Origin of the sequence: Streptomyces sp. NBC_00029 (assembly GCF_045160505.1) — a bacterium.
Taxonomy (GTDB): Bacteria; Actinomycetota; Actinomycetes; order Streptomycetales; family Streptomycetaceae; genus Streptomyces.
In genome coordinates, this window is sequence record NZ_CP108292.1 from 2708503 (window position 1) to 2724704 (window position 16202).

18 protein-coding genes and 1 tRNA gene are annotated in these 16202 nt (G+C 67.6%); 12 read left to right on the top strand and 7 right to left on the bottom strand.

What is annotated here, in order from left to right; all coding sequences use genetic code 11:
* Nucleotides 1-41 precede the first annotated feature (41 nt).
* The 7 genes from OG753_RS12965 (at nucleotide 42) to OG753_RS12995 (ending at nucleotide 7557) form a co-directional block, all read left to right on the top strand.
* Nucleotides 42-548 carry a hotdog fold thioesterase gene (locus tag OG753_RS12965; RefSeq protein WP_327261953.1) on the top strand — a complete coding sequence of 169 codons (507 nt, stop codon included), beginning with the start codon at nucleotides 42-44 and terminating at the stop codon, nucleotides 546-548.
* A 270-nt stretch (nucleotides 549-818) separates the two neighbouring features.
* Nucleotides 819-1220 (top strand): hypothetical protein, encoded by a 402-nt coding sequence (locus OG753_RS12970; protein WP_405788511.1) that lies wholly within the window; start codon nucleotides 819-821, stop codon nucleotides 1218-1220.
* A 543-nt stretch (nucleotides 1221-1763) separates the two neighbouring features.
* The gene (locus OG753_RS12975; RefSeq protein WP_327261955.1) at nucleotides 1764-2996 is read left to right on the top strand and encodes a branched-chain amino acid ABC transporter substrate-binding protein; all 1233 of its coding nucleotides are present in this window, start codon (nucleotides 1764-1766) and stop codon (nucleotides 2994-2996) included.
* Between the two features lie 109 nt (nucleotides 2997-3105).
* Nucleotides 3106-4038, top strand: coding sequence for a branched-chain amino acid ABC transporter permease (locus OG753_RS12980; protein ID WP_327261956.1), 933 nt, complete (start codon nucleotides 3106-3108; stop codon nucleotides 4036-4038).
* A 5-nt stretch (nucleotides 4039-4043) separates the two neighbouring features.
* Entirely contained in the window at nucleotides 4044-5765 is a 1722-nt protein-coding gene (locus OG753_RS12985; protein WP_405792637.1) for a branched-chain amino acid ABC transporter permease, read from the top strand.
* A 5-nt stretch (nucleotides 5766-5770) separates the two neighbouring features.
* On the top strand, nucleotides 5771-6844 hold the full coding sequence (locus OG753_RS12990; RefSeq protein ID WP_405792639.1) for an ABC transporter ATP-binding protein: 1074 nt from the start codon (nucleotides 5771-5773) through the stop codon (nucleotides 6842-6844).
* Nucleotides 6841-7557 carry an ABC transporter ATP-binding protein gene (locus OG753_RS12995; protein ID WP_383205205.1) on the top strand — a complete coding sequence of 239 codons (717 nt, stop codon included), beginning with the start codon at nucleotides 6841-6843 and terminating at the stop codon, nucleotides 7555-7557. The genes OG753_RS12990 and OG753_RS12995 overlap by 4 nt, the downstream gene beginning before the upstream one ends.
* Before the next feature lie 69 nt (nucleotides 7558-7626).
* Here the strand turns inward: OG753_RS12995 and OG753_RS13000 are convergent, their stop codons facing one another.
* Entirely contained in the window at nucleotides 7627-8280 is a 654-nt protein-coding gene (locus OG753_RS13000) for an ANTAR domain-containing response regulator (RefSeq protein ID WP_030762326.1), read from the bottom strand.
* Between the two features lie 99 nt (nucleotides 8281-8379).
* On the opposite strand from OG753_RS13000, the gene OG753_RS13005 reads away from it, so the two are divergent.
* The 3 genes from OG753_RS13005 (at nucleotide 8380) to OG753_RS13015 (ending at nucleotide 9789) form a co-directional block, all read left to right on the top strand.
* Nucleotides 8380-8452: transfer RNA gene (locus OG753_RS13005), tRNA-Leu, on the top strand.
* A 154-nt stretch (nucleotides 8453-8606) separates the two neighbouring features.
* Nucleotides 8607-9329, top strand: a complete 723-nt coding sequence (locus tag OG753_RS13010; RefSeq protein ID WP_405792641.1) for a helix-turn-helix domain-containing protein — start codon at nucleotides 8607-8609, stop codon at nucleotides 9327-9329.
* Between the two features lie 40 nt (nucleotides 9330-9369).
* A complete protein-coding gene (locus tag OG753_RS13015; RefSeq protein WP_405788514.1) occupies nucleotides 9370-9789 on the top strand; it encodes a hypothetical protein in 420 nt (139 codons plus the stop codon).
* 11 nt (nucleotides 9790-9800) lie between these two features.
* Here OG753_RS13015 and OG753_RS13020 read toward each other — a convergent pair whose 3' ends face one another.
* The 4 genes from OG753_RS13020 to OG753_RS13035 all read right to left on the bottom strand — a co-directional run bounded on the left by OG753_RS13020 (nucleotide 9801) and on the right by OG753_RS13035 (nucleotide 12720).
* Nucleotides 9801-10676, bottom strand: a complete 876-nt coding sequence (locus OG753_RS13020) for an IS5 family transposase (RefSeq protein WP_405788516.1) — start codon at nucleotides 10674-10676, stop codon at nucleotides 9801-9803.
* A gap of 99 nt (nucleotides 10677-10775) precedes the next feature.
* Nucleotides 10776-11324, bottom strand: coding sequence for a DUF1062 domain-containing protein (locus tag OG753_RS13025; protein WP_405788517.1), 549 nt, complete (start codon nucleotides 11322-11324; stop codon nucleotides 10776-10778).
* A gap of 354 nt (nucleotides 11325-11678) precedes the next feature.
* Nucleotides 11679-12218, bottom strand: a complete 540-nt coding sequence (locus OG753_RS13030; protein ID WP_405788519.1) for a hypothetical protein — start codon at nucleotides 12216-12218, stop codon at nucleotides 11679-11681.
* A 46-nt stretch (nucleotides 12219-12264) separates the two neighbouring features.
* Complete coding sequence (locus tag OG753_RS13035) at nucleotides 12265-12720, bottom strand: MarR family transcriptional regulator (RefSeq protein ID WP_327261963.1); 456 nt, start codon at nucleotides 12718-12720, stop codon at nucleotides 12265-12267.
* A gap of 63 nt (nucleotides 12721-12783) precedes the next feature.
* Here OG753_RS13035 and OG753_RS13040 point away from each other — a divergent pair, with 63 nt between their 5' ends.
* Complete coding sequence (locus OG753_RS13040; protein WP_383203789.1) at nucleotides 12784-13035, top strand: EF-hand domain-containing protein; 252 nt, start codon at nucleotides 12784-12786, stop codon at nucleotides 13033-13035.
* Nucleotides 13036-13102: 67 nt separating this feature from the next.
* Nucleotides 13103-13624, top strand: coding sequence for a chloramphenicol phosphotransferase CPT (gene cpt / locus OG753_RS13045; protein ID WP_327266730.1), 522 nt, complete (start codon nucleotides 13103-13105; stop codon nucleotides 13622-13624).
* Nucleotides 13625-13782: 158 nt separating this feature from the next.
* Here cpt and pyk read toward each other — a convergent pair whose 3' ends face one another.
* On the bottom strand, nucleotides 13783-15210 hold the full coding sequence (pyk, locus tag OG753_RS13050) for a pyruvate kinase (protein WP_405788521.1): 1428 nt from the start codon (nucleotides 15208-15210) through the stop codon (nucleotides 13783-13785).
* 145 nt (nucleotides 15211-15355) lie between these two features.
* Nucleotides 15356-16075 carry an SIMPL domain-containing protein gene (locus OG753_RS13055; protein WP_327261966.1) on the bottom strand — a complete coding sequence of 240 codons (720 nt, stop codon included), beginning with the start codon at nucleotides 16073-16075 and terminating at the stop codon, nucleotides 15356-15358.
* Nucleotides 16076-16202: the final 127 nt, after the last annotated feature.

Here is a 16202-nt window from a genome sequence, read left to right on the forward strand (position 1 = left end):
GGACAAGACGGTTAACGATCGTTGACGAACGGAGCCTGACCATGGGCGAGCAGCACGCAGTGAAGTTCCCGCAGGAGGTCCTGGAGGAGTACGCGGCCCTCGGCATCGACCTGCCCTCACTGTTCTCGGCGGGGCACCTCGGCGAGCGGATGGACATCCGCATCCTGGAGGCCTCGGCCGACCGTGTCGTCGGCACCATGCCCGTCGAGGGCAACACCCAGCCGTACGGGCTGCTGCACGGCGGGGCCTCCGCCGTGCTGGCCGAGACCCTCGGCTCGGTCGGCGCCATGATGCACGGCGGCATCAACAAGATCGCCGTCGGCGTGGACCTGAACTGCACCCACCACCGGGGCGCCCGCAGCGGCATCGTCACCGGCGTCGCGACCCCCGTGCACCGCGGCCGATCGACGACCACCTTCGAGATCGTCATCACCGACGAGCAGGACAGGCGGATCTGCACCGCCCGCCTGACCTGCCTGCTGCGTGACGCCGGCCCGGCCGCCGTGGGCGCCACCGCCGGCGCCGGCGAGGCCCCGGCGGGGGCCTGACCCCGGCTCCCGGCCCGAGCTCCAGACCGCGGCTCCAGACCTCAGCTCCAGACCGCGGCTCCAGACCGCGACTTTCGGCCGCAGCACCACCCGACAGGCCCGGACCCCGCCCCCAGGGCGGCGGATCCGGGCCTGCGCGCGTTCCGGGATCCGGGCCTGCGCGCATGCCCGGACGCCACCGCACCCGCCAACCGCCCGGAATCCGCCAGTCCGCACGCTACGCGGCGACATCTGTTGTTTCACCGATCGTGACCGCCTACCGTCCCACCCATGGGGACCATGCCACGCACGGCCCGGTACGCCGCCCACATCCTCCTCGCGGCGCTCGCCCTGTCCGGATGCTCTCCCTCCGCACCACCCCCCGCGGAGGGCTCCGGGAGCCCCTCCACCACCGCCCCTCCCTCGCCCGTACAGGTGTGCACGACCCTCGTGTCCTACTGGGCGAAGGAGACCCTCATGGGCACCAAATGGTCCGGTCTCGACTGGGAACAGAAGGGCCTATCCAACGGCCAGTACGCGATCCACGAGGACGCCGTGGCCGCAGGACGCACCGAGGAGCGAACTGCCGGACGGGGCAAGGCACTTGAGCTGATCGACCGGTTCGTCGCGCAGCGCTGCGCCGAACAGGGCGGCGCGACCGCCAGTTCGGAGAACTGGCGGTCCCCGACGTGACCGGCATCACCGCATTCCCGAGCCCGCTGTCCGGCTTCCGGGCAGATGCCCCTGCACCACCGAACCGCAGGTGGGGGGCCATGCCGCCTTCGGGACAAGATCCATTCGATTACAAAAGCAACCTCTTGACCGTCACCCTCCGTAATGCCCATGAGGGCCTTAATCCGCCTTTTCCCTTAAGAAAGGCCACTCGGAGGATTCCTTTGAGCACGCGCAGCCACATTCGGCCGAAAATGATCTAAGACAGGTGCATGGAGGCCTCAAGCCCCTTAGAAGAACAGGTAATTCTCAGGATGCGGACACCCATCAAGGTAAGAAAACGTCCGATTTGTCCACACTCCCGCCACACATTCTTGGCCTTGGCATAACAAGAGCGTCACATCCTCCTTTCCCTGCTCCCCGTGCTCGCCACCTCGGGCCTAGAGTCACGGCCAGTCACCGCGCCGCAGGGCGCGAATCAGCACGGCCGTGGACCTCCCAGTGCGGCCCGGCGACCTAACGGCACCTCTCCACGAGAGAGCCGCGCCAGGGAAAGGAAGAATCGTGCGACACCGTTCTTTGCTCGTCCTCACCACCGTGATCACCACGGGAGCACTGACCCTCACCGCTTGCGGATCGCGCGACGGAGACTCCAAGGACAACGGCGGCGGCAAGAAGACCGTCGTCGTCATCGGCGTGGACGCCCCGCTCACCGGCTCGCTCTCCGCGCTCGGTCAGGGCATCAAGAACTCCGTCGACCTCGCGGCCAAGACGGCCAACAAGAACAACGAGGTCCCGGGCATCGAGTTCAAGGTCGAGGCCCTCGACGACCAGGCGGTCCCCGCCTCCGGTCAGGCCAACGCCACCAAGCTCGTCGGCAACAAGGACGTCCTCGGCGTCGTCGGCCCGCTGAACTCCGGCGTCGCCCAGCAGATGCAGGGCGTCTTCAACTCCGCCAACCTGGCGCAGGTCTCCCCCGCCAACACCAACCCCGCGCTCAGCCAGGGCGACAACTGGGGCAAGGGCGAGTTCAAGCGCGGCTTCAAGACCTACTTCCGCACCGCCGCCACCGACGTGGTCCAGGGCAAGTTCGCCGCCCAGTACCTCTTCAAGGACGCCGGCAAGAAGAAGGTCTTCATCGTCGACGACAAGCAGACCTACGGCGCCGGCCTCGCGGCGATCTTCGCCGACGAGTTCAAGAAGCTCGGCGGCGAGGTCGCCGGCACCGACCACGTCACCGTGAAGGAGACCGACTTCTCCTCCACCGCCGACAAGGTCAAGACCTCCGGCGCCGACTCCGTCTACTTCGGCGGCCAGTACCCCGAGGGCGGCCTGCTCGCCGACCAGATCAAGAAGACCGGCGCCAACGTCCCCCTCATGGGCGGCGACGGCATCCAGGACCCCGCCTTCATCAGCGCCTCCGGTGAGGCCAACGAGGGCGACCTGGCCACCTCCATCGGCTACCCGGTCGAGAAGCTGGACACGGCCAAGAAGTTCATCGAGGACTACAAGACCGAGGGCTACAAGGACCCGTACGCCGCCTACGGTGGCTACTCCTACGACGCCGGCTGGGCCGTCATCCAGGCCGTCAAGGCCGTCGCCGCCGCCAACAGCGGCAAGCTGCCCACCGACGCCCGCGCCAAGGTCGTCGAGGCGCTCGGCAAGGTCTCCTTCGAGGGCGTGACCGGCAAGGTCGCCTTCGACGAGTACGGCGACACCACCAACAAGCAGCTCACGGTCTACAAGGTCGAGGGCGGCAAGTGGGTCGACGTCAAGAGCGACACCTTCAACCAGTAAGCCCGTAGTCCCCAGCACCACCCGTAACACCTGAAACATCCGCCGCGCGAGGGCGCAAACAGCGCCCTCGCGCGGAGTCTTATCCGACACGCTCATCGGAGGCCCTGCGGTGCACGAACTGCCGCAACAGCTGGCCAACGGCCTGGCCCTCGGTGCTCTCTATGGTCTCATCGCCATCGGGTACACCATGGTCTACGGCATCGTCCAGCTCATCAACTTCGCCCACGGCGAGATCTTCATGATCGGCGGCTTCGGCGCGCTCACCGCCTACGCCATCCTCCCGACCGGCACCTCCCTGCTGATCGCGATACCCGTCATGATCGTCGGCGGCGCCATCTGCTCCGTCGCCGTGGCATGCGCAGCCGAACGCTTCGCCTACCGCCCCCTGCGCAGCGCCCCCCGGCTCGCACCCCTCATCACCGCAATCGGCCTCTCGATCGCGCTCCAGCAGCTCGTCTGGCAGTTCTACCCGGACGCCAAGAAGGCCGTCAGCTTCCCCGAGTTCAAGGGCGCAGCCTTCAAGATCACCGACAGCCTGGCGATCCAGCGCGCGGACCTCTTCGTCCTCATCCTCGCCCCGCTCTGCATGCTCGCCCTCGGCGTCTTCGTCCAGAAGAGCCGCAGCGGCCGCGCCATGCAGGCCACCGCGCAGGACCCCGACACCGCGAAGCTGATGGGCATCAACACCGACCGCATCATCGTCATGGCCTTCGCCATCGGTGCCGCGTTCGCAGCCGTCGCCGCGGTCGCCTACGGCCTCGACAAGGGCCAGATCAACTTCGAGATGGGCTTCATCCTCGGCCTCAAGGCCTTCACCGCAGCCGTCCTCGGCGGCATCGGCAACATCTACGGAGCCATGGTCGGCGGCGTCGTCCTCGGCCTCGCCGAAGCCCTCTCGATCGCCTACATCGAAGAGATCCCCGGCATGTCGCAGCTCGGCGGTGGAGCCTGGTCCAACGTCTGGGCGTTCGTACTCCTCATCGTCGTCCTCCTCGTGCGGCCACAAGGCCTGCTCGGCGAGCGCGTCGCGGATCGGGCGTGAGAACCATGACCACCAACACCACCCCCCAGACCGCCACGGTGAAGCAGGGCCCCGCGCCCGCCACGCTCCTGTACGCGATCATCGGCGGCAGCCTCCTCACCATCATCAGCGCCTTCCTGGCCTGGACCTGGACCGACGAGTTCCCCGGCGACCTGACCTACTACGGCAGCCCCGCCGACCTCCAGTACGTCACCCTCGCCGGAGCCGCCCTCACCCTCGCCTTCGCGCTCTCCGCGCTCGGCGTCAAGGGCTTCCGCTGGCTCACCCCCGCCGGCTCCCGCAAGGCCATCTTCTTCCTCACCCTCGGCAATCTCCTCGCCACCTGGTTCACGGTCATCTCCATCACCGTCGTCCTCGGCGGCGTCGTGAACCTGGACCCGGGTGCCTACGTGGCCCTCGTCGGCACGATCATCCCGGTCCTCGCCGCGAACAAGCTCCCCGACGACACCCGCAAGGCGGCCCCCGCCAAGCAGCTGCCCTCCTGGGCCGAAATCCTCGTCGTCACCGGCGTCTTCGCCCTCGGCCTCTTCGTCATCACCTTCGGTATCGACACCGATGACAAGGAACCGCAGCTCTTCGTCGCCTACCTGCTCACCGTCGGCCTCGTCGGCCTCGCACTGAACAAGGCCGGCCTCTTCGCCCGCCTCGCAGGCATCACCGCCAAGCACCGCCAGGTCACCCTCATCGGAACCGCGGCCGCAGCGATCGCCTTCCCGTTCATCCAGCAGAGCGGCGACACCTACACGCTCATCGCGGTCAACATCCTGATCTTCGCGACCGTCGCCCTCGGCCTCAACGTCGTCGTCGGCCTCGCCGGCCTCCTCGACCTCGGCTACGTCGCCTTCCTCGGCGTCGGCGCCTACGCCGCGGCCCTGGTCTCCGGAAGCACCGCATCCGCCTTCGGTATCCACCTCCCCTTCTGGGCAGCGGTCATCGTCGGCGCCCTCGCCTCGCTCATCTTCGGCGTGGTCATCGGAGCCCCGACCCTGCGCCTGCGCGGCGACTACCTCGCCATCGTCACCCTCGGCTTCGGAGAAATCTTCCGCATCGCCATGGGCAACCTCGACGGCACCTCCGGCCCGGACATCACCAACGGCCCCAACGGCATCCCCAACATCCCCCACCTCGAAATCTTCGGGTGGAACTTCGGGGAGTCCCACGTCGTCGGCGGCATCACCCTCGGCGCCTACGCCAACTACTACTTCCTGATGCTGCTCGTCATGGCACTGGTCGTCGTGGTCTTCGCCCGAGCCGGCAGCAGCCGCATCGGCCGCGCCTGGGTCGCCATCCGCGAGGACGAGACCGCCGCCGAAGCCATGGGCATCAACGGCTTCAAGGTCAAGCTCATCGCCTTCGCCCTCGGCGCCACCCTCGCCGGCCTCGCCGGCACCGTCCAGGCACACGTCAACAGCACCGTGGTCCCCGAGAACTACGTCTTCGCCGGGCCCGTCCCGCCGAACTCCGCGTTCCTCCTCGCCGCAGTCATCCTCGGCGGCATGGGCACCATCCGCGGCCCCATCCTCGGCGCCGCACTCCTCTTCCTCATCCCGGCGAAGCTGGCCTTCCTCCAGGACTACCAGCTCCTCGCCTTCGGCATCGCCCTCATCCTGCTCATGCGCTTCCGCCCCGAAGGCCTCATCGCCAACAAGCGCGCGCAGCTCGAGTACCACGACGACACCGCTGACCAGGCCCCCACGGACCTGGCCACCGCCAAGGCGGGGGCGTGAACACCATGACGACCACCACGGACACCACCACCAAGACCACGGTTCTCGAAGCCAAGGGCGTCACCATGCGCTTCGGCGGCCTCACCGCCGTCAAGAGCGTCGACCTCCAGGTCAACGCCGGCGAGATCGTCGGACTCATCGGCCCCAACGGCGCCGGCAAGACCACCTTCTTCAACTGCCTCACCGGGCTGTACGTCCCCACCGAGGGCTCCGTCAGCTACAAGGGCACGGTCCTGCCTCCCAAGCCCCACAAGGTCACCGAGGCCGGCATCGCCCGCACCTTCCAGAACATCCGGCTCTTCCACAACATGACCGTGCTGGAGAACGTCCTCGTCGGACGCCACACCCGCACCAAGGAAGGCCTCTGGTCCGCCCTGCTCCGCGGCCCCGGCTTCAAGAAGGCCGAAGCCGCCAGCGAAGCGCGCGCCATGGAACTCCTCGAGTTCATCGGGCTGGAGAACAAGGCCCAGCACCTGGCCAAGAACCTCCCCTACGGCGAACAGCGCAAGCTGGAAATCGCCCGCGCCCTCGCCAGCGACCCCGGCCTCATCCTCCTGGACGAGCCCACCGCCGGCATGAACCCGCAGGAAACCCGCGCTGCCGAAGAACTCATCTTCGCCATCCGCGACATGGGCATCGCCGTCCTCGTCATCGAGCACGACATGCGCTTCATCTTCAACCTCTGCGACCGCGTCGCCTGCCTCGTCCAGGGCGAAAAGCTCATCGAGGGCACCGCGTCCGAGGTCCAGGGCGACGAGCGCGTCATCGCCGCCTACCTCGGCGAGCCCTTCGAGGGCGACCCGGGCGCCGCCGAGGTCGCCGCGGTCGAGGCCGCGGAAGCCGCAGCCGAAGAGGCCGCCGCAGCCGACGCCGAGACGGAGGCCGAGGCGGAAGCCGAAGCCACCGCCGAGACCGAAGCCGAAGCCGAAGCCGAGCCCGACTCCGACACGGCCACCGAGACCGACGCCGCGACCGAAGCAGAGGCGGACGCCGACGGCGCCACCGACGCCCCGGCCGACACCGACGCCGACTCGGACAGCACCACCAGCACCACCAGCACGGAAGGAGAGGCCAAGTGACCGCACTGCTCAAGGTCGAAGACCTCAAGGTCGCCTACGGCAAGATCGAAGCCGTCAAGGGAATCTCCTTCGAGGTCAACGAAGGCGAAATCGTCTGCCTCGTCGGCACCAACGGCGCCGGCAAGACGACCACCCTCCGCACCCTCTCCGGGCTCATCAAGCCCAAGAGCGGCACCATCACCTTCGACGGCCAGCCCCTGGCCGCCGTACCGGCACACAAGATCGTCTCCCTGGGCCTCGCCCACTCCCCCGAGGGACGCCACATCTTCCCCCGGCTGACGATCGCCGAAAACCTCCAGCTCGGCGCCTTCCTGCGCACCGACAAGGAGGGCATCGAGCAGGACGTCCAGCGCGCCTACGAGATGTTCCCCATCCTGGGTGAGCGTCGCAAGCAGGCCGCCGGCACCCTCTCGGGCGGCGAGCAGCAGATGCTCGCCATGGGCCGCGCGCTCATGTCCCGCCCCAAGCTCCTGATGCTCGACGAGCCCTCCATGGGCCTGTCCCCGCTGATGATGCAGAAGATCATGGCGACCATCAAGGAACTCAAGGCCACGGGCATGACCATCCTGCTCGTCGAGCAGAACGCCCAGGCGGCGCTCTCGCTCTCCGACAGCGCGCACGTGATGGAGATCGGCAAGATCGTCCTCTCCGGCACCGGCCGCGACCTCCTCCACAACGAGGACGTCCGCAAGGCCTACCTCGGCGAAGACTGATCCGACGAACGTGTGAGGCCCGCCTCCCCTCGGGGGGAGGCGGGCCTCACGCATGTCCGGGGGCGGCCGCTACTTGCCGCTCTCCTTCTTCTTCGCCTCGGCGTCCTCGATGACGACCTCGGCGACCTGCTGCATGGACATCCGACGGTCCATGGACGACTTCTGGATCCACCGGAAGGCGGCCGGCTCCGTCAGCCCGTACTGCGTCTGCAGAATGCTCTTCGCGCGGTCCACCAGCTTGCGCGTCTCCAGCCGCTGGGAGAGGTCTTCGACCTCCTTCTCCAGCGCCCGCAGCTCCGCGAAGCGGGAGACGGCCATCTCGATGGCGGGCACCACGTCGCTCTTGCTGAACGGCTTCACGAGGTACGCCATCGCGCCGGCGTCCCGGGCCCGCTCGACGAGGTCGCGCTGCGAGAAGGCGGTGAGCATGAGCACGGGCGCGATGGACTCCTCCGCGATCTTCTCGGCGGCGGAGATCCCGTCCAGGACGGGCATCTTCACGTCCAGGATCACCAGATCGGGACGGTGCTCGCGCGCGAGCTCGACGGCCGTCTGCCCGTCGCCGGCCTCGCCGACGACGGAGTAGCCCTCTTCCTCGAGCATCTCCTTGAGATCGAGACGGATGAGCGCCTCGTCCTCGGCGATGACGACCCGGGTCGTCAGCGGCGGAACGTGCGACTGGTCGGCGTCGGGCGTGGGCGTCGACTCGTGCTCGGCGGTCACGGATGCTCCTCGGTGCAAGGCGGTTAAGCTCCCACGAGCCTACCTAGCTCCTGTATGTTTGTGGCACGGAGGGTCTTAGGTATCCTTCGTTTCGAAGGGGCCCCGGTAGCCCAGCGGTAGAGGCGATGGATTCAAAACCCATTCAGCGTCGGTTCGAATCCGACCCGGGGTACTTCTCCTTCATTTTCAAGGTCGCCAAGCGAATTTCTCGATCTTCACTCGTCACAGTGAACGAACCTTCGAATTACGACCAACCGGGCGAATAGCGACGAGGCTGCTGCCTCGTGGAGCACAATCCCGCGATACGCGAAGAAGCAGTCCTGCTGTTGCGCCGAGGCGTGACCAATCGAGTGGTGGCCGAGAGTCTCGGCGTGCCCCGCGGAACTGTCGGCTGGTGGCGACACCAGGACCGGAAGATCCGCGGCGAGACCTACGAGCCGCCCACCGACTGCCCGAGATGCACCGGGCTCGACGTCGACCGGCCCGCCTACGCCTATCTCCTCGGCCTCTACCTCGGCGACGGCCACATCATCTCGAAGTACAAGCAGCATCACCTGTCCATCTTCTGCGACGCCACCTGGGTGGGCCTCATCGACGCCGCCGAGGAAGCGATGCACCTTGTGATGCGGATCCCCAGCGTGAGTCGTCGACAGCGACAGGGGTGCGTTGAGGTGCAGTCCCACTCGACCCATTGGACCTGCCTGTTTCCGCAGCACGGGCCCGGCAAGAAGCACGAGCGGCGGATCGTGCTCGAGGGCTGGCAGCAGGAGATCGTGGATGCGCATCCGTGGGAGTTCCTGCGGGGGCTGATCCACTCCGACGGGTGTCGGGTCACCAACTGGACCGTGCGCAACGGCAAGCGGTACGAGTACCCGCGGTACTTCTTCACCAACAAGTCCGACGACATCCGTCGGCTCTGCACGGACACGCTCACCGCGGTCGGGGTCCAGTGGACCGTTCTGGCTCGGGGCAGTGATCCGTTCAATGTGTCCGTCGCCCGCAAGTCGTCCGTCGCGTTGATGGACGCCCACATCGGGCCGAAGTACTAGGCCGTGTATCGGAAGTGAACCGTGTGCATAGGGTGTCGGCATGTCACTGGGTCACATAGTCCTCTCGTCGGGTCGTTCGATCCGGCTCACCGAGCTACGGATGTCTTCGACCTACGGCGGGATGCTGGAGGGCTACCCGTGCAAGCGCATCAACGACCGGAAGGTCAGCTGGCTCCAGCGGCAGGCCGAGCACGCATTTCCCTCCAGGCCGGTCCATCTTGTTCCGCCCTCGCGCGAGTACCCGGACGAGACCGCCGGCGCTTTCGGTCCCGTTGAGGTGCTGCCTTCAGTGGCCTGCATCGGTGTCTTCGACTCCACGGCGCTCGACCCGACAATGGACGGTTCCTCCCTCGTCGTCGCCTGGTTCCAGCCAGCACCGGAGGTACCGGCGGGCGAGGATGCTGATCACGCGCTTCACGGCATTCACTGGGAGGAGCTGGCCCAGGACTACGAGCTGTAGCAGCGTGCTGGTCACAGCCACTCGTTGATGGCCGCGACGAGGACAGTGGCTTCAAAGCGGACCGCGAGCTTGTCGTAGCGGGTGGCCACGGCCCGGTGGCGCTTGAGGCGGTTGATTCCGCACTCGACCGCGTGACGCTTGCGGTAGTCGACCGGATCGAATTGCGGCGGTCGGCCACCGCGGGAGCCTCGCTTATGACGGTTGCGGACCTGGTCGACCTTGTCCGGGATGGTGCAGCGGATCCCCCGGCGGCGCAGGTAAGCGCGGTTGTTGCGGGAAGCGTACGCCGTGTCGGCCCGCACGCGATCGGGGCGGACGCGCGGCCGCCCCGGCCCGAGGCGGGGCACGCGGACTTTCTCCAGCACCGGTTCGAACTGCGGTGAGTCGCCGCGCTGCCCTGCGGTCACCACGATCGACATGGGTTTCTGACCCTGCTCGACGGCCAGGTGCAGCTTGGTGGTGAACCCGCCGCGTGAGCGTCCCAGCCCGTGATCGACCGGCTCGGTGAAGACGCCGCCCGGCGGTTTCTTCTGCAGGTCACCCTGTCTGCGGGCCCCGGCCGCGTGCTGGTGGGCGCGGCACACCGTGGAGTCGACGCTCAGGTCCCACACGATCGCACCCTTCGCGTCGGCCAGGGACTGGAGCCGGGTGAAAACCCGGTGCCAGGTGCCGTCCCGTTGCCACCGGCGGAACAGGTCGTAGACCCGTCCCCACGGCCCGTACTCGACAGGCACGTCCCGCCATGGCACACCGGTACGGACACGGAACCGTATGCCGTCGATCAGCTGCCGCCGGGGCCAGACGGGCGGCCGCCCCGCCTTCGTCCCCTTCGGCAACAACTGCTCCAGCACCGCCCACTGCTCGTCCGTGAGATCTCCCCGCCCCATGAACCGTGATCATCCATCGGTCAAGATCCACTTTCGATACACGCCCTAGGGGCCTGTCCGGTGGATCCTGCCGGACAGGCCCCCGGTCCCGAGGTGGGCTCAGCGCTTGAGCGTGAAGGTGAAGTCGCCGGAGAGCTTGCCGCTCAGCCGGACTGCCGAAACGAGTTTGCCCTCCGTTATCAGCCTCTCGACCTCGGCCCGCGAAAGACCGAACGCTTCAGCGATCAGTCGCACGGGACGGACGGGGATCCGCGCCGCGAAGCGGACCGAGACGTCGATCACCTCCCGGTCCAGGTGATCCGATGCGCCGGTGTCGAGGCGCCAGGCGTTGTTCCAGTCGACGGCTATGCGATTGCGGCGCCGTACCACTGGATCCTGGAGCAACTCAGCGGCCAGGTCGGGGTCGTTGTCATGCATCCGGTCCAGCAGCTCAGGTCGTACGGAGCGCACGTTCACCCGCTCCAGGACCGTGAGCTTCGCCGTGTCCCCGCAAGCGGTGCAGAGCACGAGGAGCCAGGCGTCGAGGAGCTTGTGGTTCGCGTTGACGCGGAATTTGCCGTTCGCCCGGAAGCGGTCGGATGCGCACGCGGGGCAACGGCGGAGAACGGTCGGCAGGCAGGTGGGCATGACCACCCAGTCATTGAGCACAGAAGTACACCGGTTTCAGTGAGAAGTCCGCAGCAAAAAGCAGCGCGGCGCACAGGCGCGACGCGCGACAGATCAGCACTCGGGAGGTCTCACAGGGTGTACAACGGCACGTCCTTGCCCAGACGACTTGACTCGGCAGCACGGTAATGGCGCGCAGCGGCGCTGCTCCACTGGTTTTCGAGCGCCTCACCACGAGGTACTGCCCGGTGGATCATGGACGGAGCCAGAGCCAGAGCCAGAGCCAGAGCCGGAGCCGGATCGCCGCGACGGTGACGGTGCCGTGGTGGGTCGGCCCCGGAGTGAAGAGCGGGCCGAGCGGGCGGCGTCCGGGGCGGTCTGAACAGCGCCCTGGGTTCAGAGGTGGGTGGTGGTTCCGGTGGCCGGGTCGTAGGTGATCAGGGGTGGCAGCTGGTGGTGGCCGGTGACGGTCTCGGCGGTGAGGACGGCGGGGCGGGCGCAGGCCGTGCCCAGTTCGGTCAGGAAGCGCAGGACGTCGGCGACGTGGTCCGCGTCCTCGATGCTGTCGGGCCAGAGGGAGAATTCGATCCCGTCGACCGGCAGATGGGCCGAGAGCCGGGTGCGGCCGTACCGGACAGCGAGGGTTGCCGTGTAGCCGTCCTCGATGGTGGCGAACGGGTCCTCGGTGTCGTCCGGGCCGATGTCGTGCGCCTCGGGGCCGTCGTACCAGGTGAGCTGGTCGGCGGTGGCGCGGAGGTGGCGTAGGACCTGGTTCCAGTCGGTGTCGTCGGTGTCCGTGACGGTGATGTCGCGGAGGCTTCCGTCGACGTAGAACACGTCGCACATCCACGGGTCGGGCAGCCGGCAGATGCCCTGACGGTGTTCGCACTCGTGCCCGGGTCCGGCGTCCGGTGCGTGCGGCGGCTGCGTGGTCATCCGGTCGGTCCCCCGTGCGTGTCCGTCGTGAGGGGCCAGTATGGCGTTACGGCAGGTCGCCGTTGCCGCCGAGGTTGGCGACGAGGCGGCGGAGGGTGTCGATCGTGGCCGCGTAGGTGGCGTCGTCTATGCCCTGGCGCATCCGGGTGTGGACTGCGGCGTTGCGGTCGTGGGCTCGGATGCGGCCGGCTTCGCCGGTGTCGGTGAGGGTCAGGTGGTCGTCGGTCTCGGTGAGCCAGCCGCGGGCGGTGAGGTCGTCGTAGACGGTCTCGAAGTCGGTGTCCTGGTCGTCGAAGGGTGCCAGCTTTTCGGTGAGGGCCTTGCGGGTCCATTGGCCCTGGGCCCGGGCTATGTGGTTCAGGGTCCACCAGTGGGGCTGGGTGAGGTGTTCTTCGGCGAGGGCGGTGCGGAGGCCGCCGATGACCAGGTGGGCTGCTTCGCGGGTCCAGTAGCCGATCGGCTGGGCGGCGAGCTGTTCCTGGGAGTACTCCTTGGTCGTCATGGTGCGACCGTAGGACCTCAGGTTAGGTTGAGGTCAAGTGACTCTTCGGCAGGGGATTTCGTGATGAGTGAGAAGGCCCGGAAGTTGTTCGTCGCGCTCGATCTGAACGATGACGGTGAGCTGACGCGGGCGGAGGTGATTTCGGCTCTGCGGTCGAAGGGGCCGACGTTGGCGGCGCGGGGGGATCTGCCGTTCTGGGGTGTGGGGGATGCGGATGCGTCGTCGGCGCTGTTCGATGAGGCGGATGCGAACGGGGATGCGGTGTTGAGTTTCGAGGAGTTCGCCGTGGTGGTGGATCGGCGGTTCGGCTGGTAGTCGGGGGTGGCGAAAGTCGTTCCGGGGTGCGGGGGTGGGGTCCTACCGTGGCGTGGTGACGATTCGGATGATCATTCTCAATGGCGGTTCCAGCTCGGGTAAGTCGGGGATCGTGCGGTGTCTGCAGTCTGTGCTGCCGGATCCGTGGCTGGCGTTCGGGTGTGACGGGTTCGTGGATGCGTTGCCTGCGGGGATGCTGGCGTCGGACGAGGGGATCGTGTTCGGCGCGGATGGCGGGGTGAGCGTCGGGGTGGAGTTCCGGGTGCTGGAGGCGGCGTGGATGGAGGGGGTGGTGGCGATGGCCCGTGCGGGGGCGAGGGTCATCATCGATGACGTGTTTCTGGGTGGGGCGGCGTCGCAGGAGCGGTGGCGGCGGGCTCTGGGCGGGCTGGGTGTGCTGTGGGTGGGCGTCCGGTGCGAGGGTGCGGTGGCTGCGGGGCGTGAGGTGGCGCGGGGGGACCGGACGGTGGGGATGGCCGTGGCGCAGGCGGGTGTGGTGCATGAGGGGGTGCGCTACGACGTGGAGGTGGATACGACGCGTGCGGAGTCGATGGTGTGTGCGCGGGTCATCGCGGCGCACGTCGGCTGATGGTGGTCGCGCCGGCCGGTCCGGGGTGTGGGGTTTTGGCGGGGGTGGGTGCGTCTGCCCCAGGCCGGTGGGGCCTGGGGGCGGGACGTGTGCGTTCGGGGGGTGTCCTGGCGATGGGGCCGGGTCCGGCGGGATCGGCCGGACGCTCCCGACAGGGCCTAGCGGACCGGGTCGCCGATGTGGTGGATGCGGACGAGGTTGGTGGAGCCGGTGACGCCGGGGGGTGAGCCGGCGGTGATGACGACGGTGTCGCCGGGTACGCAGCGGCCGATGCGCAGGAGTTCTTCTTCGACTTGGGCGACCATGGCGTCGGTGGAGTCGACGTGGGGGCCGAGGAAGGTTTCTACGCCCCAGGTGAGGTTGAGTTGGGAGCGGGTGGCCTGGTCGGGGGTGAAGGCCAGGAGGGGGATGGGTGAGCGGTAGCGGGAGAGTCGGCGGACGGTGTCGCCGCTCTGGGTGAAGGCTACGAGGAATTTGGCGTCGAGGAAGTCGCCCATTTCGGCGGCGGCTCGAGCGACGGCTCCGCCTTGGGTGCGGGGCTTGTTGCGGTCGGTGAGGGGTGGGAGGCCCTTGGCGAGGATGTCTTCTTCGGCGGCTTCGACGATGCGGGACATGGTGCGGACGGTTTCGACGGGGTATTTGCCGACGCTGGTTTCGCCGGAGAGCATGACGGCGTCGGTGCCGTCGATGATGGCGTTGGCGACGTCGCTGGCTTCGGCGCGGGTGGGGCGGGAGTTGTCGATCATCGAGTCGAGCATCTGGGTGGCGACGATGACGGGTTTGGCGTTGCGCTTGGCGAGTTTGACGGCGCGCTTTTGGACGATGGGGACTTGTTCCAGGGGCATTTCGACGCCGAGGTCGCCGCGGGCGACCATGATGCCGTCGAAGGCGGCGACGATGTCGTCGATGTTTTCGACGGCTTGCGGCTTTTCGATCTTGGCGATGACGGGGAGGCGTCGGCCTTCTTCGTCCATGATGCGGTGGACGTCCTGGATGTCGTTGCCGCTGCGGACGAAGGAGAGGGCGATGACGTCGGCGCCGGTGCGCAGGGCCCAGCGGAGGTCTTCGATGTCTTTTTCGGAGAGTGCGGGGACGGAGACGGCTACTCCGGGGAGGTTGAGGCCTTTGTGGTCGGAGACCATGCCGCCTTCGATGACGCGGGTGTGGACGCGGGGGCCGTCGACTGCGGTGACTTCGAGGGTGACGCGGCCGTCGTCGACGAGGATGCGTTCGCCGGTGGTGACGTCGGCGGCGAGTCCCTTGTAGGTGGTGCCGCAGGTGTGGCGGTCGCCTTCGTGGTCTTCGACGGTGATGGTGAATTCGTCACCGCGTTCAAGGAGTACGGGTCCTTCGCGGAAGCGGCCGAGGCGGATCTTCGGGCCTTGAAGGTCGGCGAGGACGCCGACGCTGCGGCCGGTCTCGTCGGAGGCCTTGCGTACGCGCTGGTAGCGCTCCTCGTGTTCGGCGTAGGTGCCGTGGCTGAGGTTGAGGCGGGCGATGTCCATTCCGGCTTCGACCAGGGCTTTGATCTGGTCGTATGAGTCGGTTGCGGGGCCCAGGGTACATACGATTTTCGCTCGGCGCATGAGGCGAGCGTATTCCCCTACCTGTGGGTAGGTAATCGCTTCCGGGTGTCCACTCAACAACCTTTGAGCAAAAGCTTGTTGACAACTGTTGAATGTGCATGGGGGTGCTCTGATGAGCACCCCCGGGGCCGCTTTTTGTGGTTTTTCAGAGTTGCGGAGGGGTCATGGTGAAGCGGGCGTTCACCTGTGCGTAGACCGTCTGGCGCTGGGGTTCGAGGTCGAGGGGCGGGGGGCCTGCGTCCTCGGCGGCACTGAAGGCCATGGTGCGCATGCCTGCGCCGGGGGAGGCGGCGAAGGGGGCGGCGTTCTCGGCGCCGAGGTCGGCGAGTTCGACGAGAGCGGCGAGGCCGGCGCCGAGTGCTTCGGCGTATTCGCGGGCGCGCTGGACGGCTTCGAGTACGGCCTGCCGGCGTGCCTGTCCGTGGGCGGGCGAGGTGGGGCGCAGGGCCCACCAGGGGCCGTCGACCTGGGTGAGTTCGAGGTCGGCGAGGCGGGTGGTGAGTTCGCCGAGGGTGGTGAAGTCGTTCAGTTCGGCGGTGATGTGGACGCGGCCGTGGTAGGCGCGGATGCGTTCGGCGCGGCCGTGGCGGGTGAGTTCGGGGGTGATGGAGAAGGCGCCGGTTTCGAGTTTTTCGACGGGGTCGCCGTAGCTCTTGATGAGGTCGAGGACGGTGTTGTTGCGGCGGGTGAGGTCTTCGAGTGCGGTGCGGCGGTCGGTGCCGCGGGCGCTGACGGTGATGCCGATGCGGGCGATTTCGGGGTCGACTTCGATGCGGGCTTCGCCGCGGACCGCTACGCGGGGTACTTCGGGGGTTCCGTAGGGCTGGTGGGATGCGTGCGGGGTGTGCGCTGCGTCCTGGGTCATGGTTTCCACTGTCGCACTGTCGCTCGTACGGGCGTGGTCATCGGATCGAAACCTGTCGGGGGTGTTGCGTCTTGTTGCTGGTGGGCCAGAATCTACGCGCGTTGTTCACGCCTCAAAAGGGGAGATG

Bases quoted from the DNA above. Each gene is read 5' to 3' on its own strand.
- OG753_RS12970 (WP_405788511.1), top strand. From the start codon at position 819: ATGGGGACCATGCCACGCACGGCCCGGTACGCCGCCCACATCCTCCTC.
- OG753_RS13030 (WP_405788519.1), bottom strand. From the start codon at position 12,218: ATGACCACGCAGCCGCCGCACGCACCGGACGCCGGACCCGGGCACGAG.
- OG753_RS12990 (WP_405792639.1), top strand. From the start codon at position 5,771: ATGACGACCACCACGGACACCACCACCAAGACCACGGTTCTCGAAGCC.
- OG753_RS13040 (WP_383203789.1), top strand. From the start codon at position 12,784: ATGAGTGAGAAGGCCCGGAAGTTGTTCGTCGCGCTCGATCTGAACGAT.
- OG753_RS12985 (WP_405792637.1), top strand. From the start codon at position 4,044: ATGACCACCAACACCACCCCCCAGACCGCCACGGTGAAGCAGGGCCCC.
- OG753_RS13015 (WP_405788514.1), top strand. From the start codon at position 9,370: ATGTCACTGGGTCACATAGTCCTCTCGTCGGGTCGTTCGATCCGGCTC.
- cpt (WP_327266730.1), top strand. From the start codon at position 13,103: ATGATCATTCTCAATGGCGGTTCCAGCTCGGGTAAGTCGGGGATCGTG.
- pyk (WP_405788521.1), bottom strand. From the start codon at position 15,210: ATGCGCCGAGCGAAAATCGTATGTACCCTGGGCCCCGCAACCGACTCA.
- OG753_RS13020 (WP_405788516.1), bottom strand. From the start codon at position 10,676: ATGGGGCGGGGAGATCTCACGGACGAGCAGTGGGCGGTGCTGGAGCAG.
- OG753_RS13055 (WP_327261966.1), bottom strand. From the start codon at position 16,075: ATGACCCAGGACGCAGCGCACACCCCGCACGCATCCCACCAGCCCTAC.
- OG753_RS12965 (WP_327261953.1), top strand. From the start codon at position 42: ATGGGCGAGCAGCACGCAGTGAAGTTCCCGCAGGAGGTCCTGGAGGAG.
- OG753_RS13035 (WP_327261963.1), bottom strand. From the start codon at position 12,720: ATGACGACCAAGGAGTACTCCCAGGAACAGCTCGCCGCCCAGCCGATC.